Source organism: Roseiarcus sp. (genome assembly GCF_052145395.1).
Taxonomy (GTDB): domain Bacteria; phylum Pseudomonadota; class Alphaproteobacteria; order Rhizobiales; family Beijerinckiaceae; genus Roseiarcus.
This window is the reverse complement of the sequence record NZ_JBKQOT010000223.1, coordinates 1-3527: the sequence shown is the minus strand read 5'-3', so window position 1 is coordinate 3527 and position 3527 is coordinate 1. Positions and strand designations below refer to the sequence as shown.

General features: G+C 61.2%; 3 protein-coding genes and 1 pseudogene. All 4 read left to right on the top strand.

What is annotated here, in order from left to right; genetic code table 11:
* Positions 1-63 precede the first annotated feature (63 nt).
* Positions 64-760: pseudogene (locus tag ACLP25_RS07620) on the top strand (ABC transporter ATP-binding protein).
* 10 nt (positions 761-770) lie between these two features.
* The gene (locus ACLP25_RS07615; protein WP_442468612.1) at positions 771-1808 is read left to right on the top strand and encodes a branched-chain amino acid ABC transporter permease; all 1038 of its coding nucleotides are present in this window, start codon (positions 771-773) and stop codon (positions 1806-1808) included.
* Between the two features lie 11 nt (positions 1809-1819).
* The gene (locus ACLP25_RS07610) at positions 1820-2899 is read left to right on the top strand and encodes a branched-chain amino acid ABC transporter permease (protein WP_442468611.1); all 1080 of its coding nucleotides are present in this window, start codon (positions 1820-1822) and stop codon (positions 2897-2899) included.
* Positions 2900-3029: 130 nt separating this feature from the next.
* Positions 3030-3527, top strand: a 498-nt coding sequence (locus ACLP25_RS07605; protein WP_442468610.1) for an acyl-CoA dehydrogenase family protein, incomplete at its 3' end; no start/stop codon positions are given.

Genomic DNA, 3527 nt, shown 5'->3' with positions numbered 1-3527 from the left:
GATTATGCGCTCACATGCGATTCATTCCGTTCGGATACCGCTCTAAGCGGCGTCCATACGCATATCGCCCGAGTACCATATCCTGCAGGGAGTCGACCTCTCGGTGCCGCCGACGGGCGTGACGGTGCTCCTCGGCCGGAACGGCGCGGGAAAATCGACCACTTTGCGGACAATCATGGGACTGTGGAACGCGAGTCGGGGAGAAATCCGCTTCGCGGGCCAAGATATCACAGCCTTCGAAACGGCCGACATTTGTCGGCGAGGCATCGCCTACGTTCCCGAAGACATGGGGATTTTTCGTGGGCTGACCGTTCAGGAAAATCTTCTCCTCGCGACGACGAGCGGGCGATTCGACAAGGAACGCGTCGACTGGATTCTTTCCTTTTTCCCCGCGTTGAAGCGCTTCTGGCGGCGTTCGGCGGGAACGCTCTCCGGCGGTCAGAAACAGATGGTCGCGATCGCGCGCGCGATTATTGAACCGAGGAAGCTGCTGTTGATCGACGAACCGACGAAAGGCCTCGCGCCGATCATGGTTCAGGCCCTCGCCGACGCCTTCTTCGAACTCAAAGCGAAAGACACGACGATCCTGCTGGTCGAACAAAACTTCAACTTTGCGTCCTCGCTCGGAGACCACGTCGCGGTTATGGATGATGGCCGAATCGTGCATGCCGGCTCCATGGCGGATTTCGTGGAGTCCGACTCCCTCAAGGACAACTTGTTGGGACTGAGGGCGAGCGAATCGCCCAACAGTCATGTGTGATGGACTGACCATGACAAGCATCAATCCCCCCTCGGCGATCGACGCGTCGGCAGAGCCGACCGCGCTGCCGGGACGGAAACTCGACATTGCCCCGTTTGCGCTCCTGGTCGGCGTAGCTGTCTTGGCGCTGCCTCTGACGGGAAGTGTCTCGACTTGGGTGACGTTGACCGTCGCCGGGCTCGCGATGGGCATGATGCTCTTCATCATGACGAGCGGTCTGACGCTGGTTTTCGGGTTGATGGATGTGCTCAACCTCGGCCACGCGGCGTTTGTCGCGCTCGGCGCCTATGTCGCGGCTACGGCGGCAGGATTTGTTCAGCCATGGCTCGCCTCAACGTCGAGCGCGATGAACCTCCTCGCCGTGGCGTCGGTCGTGGCCGCCGCCGTCATAACGTCCGCGATCGTTGGCCTTGTCTACGAGCGCTTGTTCATTCGACCAGTCTACGGCAGCCATCTCAAGCAAATCCTGATCACGATCGGGGCCATGCTTGTGATGGTGCAATTGATGCTCGTCGTATGGGGCGCAAACCAAATGCAACTTATGCCGCCGAGTTTTCTGCGTGGCGTCCACATGGTCGGTTCTGTCGCGATCGAGCGCTATCGCATATTCGCGTTCGTCGTCGGCCTCGTCGTCTATGCCGCCATGATGATTGTCATGCATTCCTCGCGCGTCGGACTCCTCATTCGCGCCGGAGTGGAAAATCGCGAGATGGTTGAGGCCCTCGGCCACCATATCCGGAGGATGTTTGTGGTCGTCTGCATCTGCGGATCGGCGCTCGCGGGCCTTGGCGGCGCAATGTGGGGTTTCTACCGCGAGGAGTTCAGCGCCTCGATCGGATCTGACGTCCTCGTGCAAATCCTCATCATCACGATCATCGGGGGATTGGGCTCGATAACCGGATGTCTATATGGCGCGATGTTGATCGCGCTATGCGCCAATTACATCGGCTTCCTTGCGCCCGACCTTGCCGTCGTCTCCGACATCATCGTGATGATGGCGATCCTGCTGTGGCGTCCCAACGGACTCCACCCCGTGGCCGCGCACTGAGGGGAGCGGTCATGCTCAAACACCTATTTTCCGACGACCTGCCGCGAAGCCGATGGCTTACACTGTTCCTCTGCGTGTTGTTTGTGGTCCTCCTGTCCGCGCCGTTCGTCTGGACCAGCGCGAGGGCGCTCAATACGGCAGCAACGATCTCGATCTTTTTCATACTCGTCGCGTCTTTCGATCTGCTGCTGGGCTATTGCGGCATCGTTTCCTTTGCGCACGCCATGTTCTTCGGCATCGGGTCGTACGGCGCAGCGATCGCGCTCCATCGGTTCGGCCCCACCTGGAGCGTCTTGGCGGGAGGCGCCGCCGCGGCCCTGGCGATCTCGGCGATCCTCTCGCTGCTGATCGCTATGGCGTCCTTGCGGGTCAAGGCGATCTTTTTCACAATGAGCACGCTTGCCTTTGCGGCCGCCTTCGCCGCGCTCGTTCAGCGTCTCTCGTGGCTGACCGGCGGCGACGACGGGCTGAACTTCAGGCTCCCCGAGCCCCTGTCATCAGGCCACGTCTACTTCACCGTCCCCTTGGTCGGCCTCGATGTGACGGGCAAGGTCGTCCTCTATTATTTTGTCCTCTTCTCGTCGTTGGCGGCCCTCCTTATCCTTCTGCGCATCGTGAATTCGCGCTTCGGGCGGGTCCTTGAAGCCGTTCGCGAGAACGAGCTTCGCGCCGAGGCGATCGGGTATCGAACACTCACTTTTCGTCTCGCCGCGAATTGCATCGCAGCCGTGATCGCGGCCTGGGCCGGCGTCCTCATGGCGCTGTGGTCTCGCTACGCGGGGCCGTCGACTTCGGCGGACTTCAACGTCATGCTGAACGTTCTGCTGATGGCCGTCGTTGGCGGACTCGGGACTATCTATGGCGCCGCGGTCGGGGTGACGATCTTCGTGTTCGCGCAGAACTATCTCCAACTCGCTCTCGCCGCCGTCAACGCCAGCGCGCTCAAGCTGGGCGGGGAATGGCTTGCGCGCCTTTTCCATCCGGACCGATGGCTCCTCTGGTTTGGCGTCGTCTTCATCCTGTGCGTCTATTTTTTTCCGAATGGCGTCGTCGGCTATCTGAGACTTCGTCGAATCCGGCGCGTGCGGTGACCATCGATCCATCCCGGGGCCTCAGGTCGCGGACAACATCCCGGGCCTCTGAGGTCAGCCAGTCCGCGCAAGAACCGCGCAATGGGATCGTCGAAGATCGAGCTCAAATTTGTCAGCACAGTCGAGAACAATGCCGCCAGCGACTCGCATCTTTTCGGAGGAACATGAGCAGTTTCGCGACTCGCTTCGCGAATTCGTTGCCCGCGAGATCACCCCGTTTGTGAGCGAATGGGACGAGGCGGGAACGTTCCCCCGGGCCCTCTATCGACGAGCGGCCGAACTTGGCGCTACCGAACTGGGGTTTCCCGAGGAATATGGTGGCAGTCCGGGCGACATCTTCTTCAAACTGATCCTCGCCGAAGAATACGCCCGTTGCGGCGCCGGCGGTCTGCAGGCCTCGATCAACTCGCACACGATCGCGCTGCCGCCGATCGTTGCGGCGGGGAGCGAACAGATCAAGCGGCTCGTGCTTCCACCCGTGATAAAGGGGGAGAAGATCGCGGCGCTCGCCGTAACGGAGCCGAGCGGCGGATCGGATGTCGCCGCCGTCAAGACGAGAGCCGTGCGGGACGGCGACCACTTCGTCGTCAACGGCGAGAAGACGTTCATTACCTCGGGGATGCGGGCC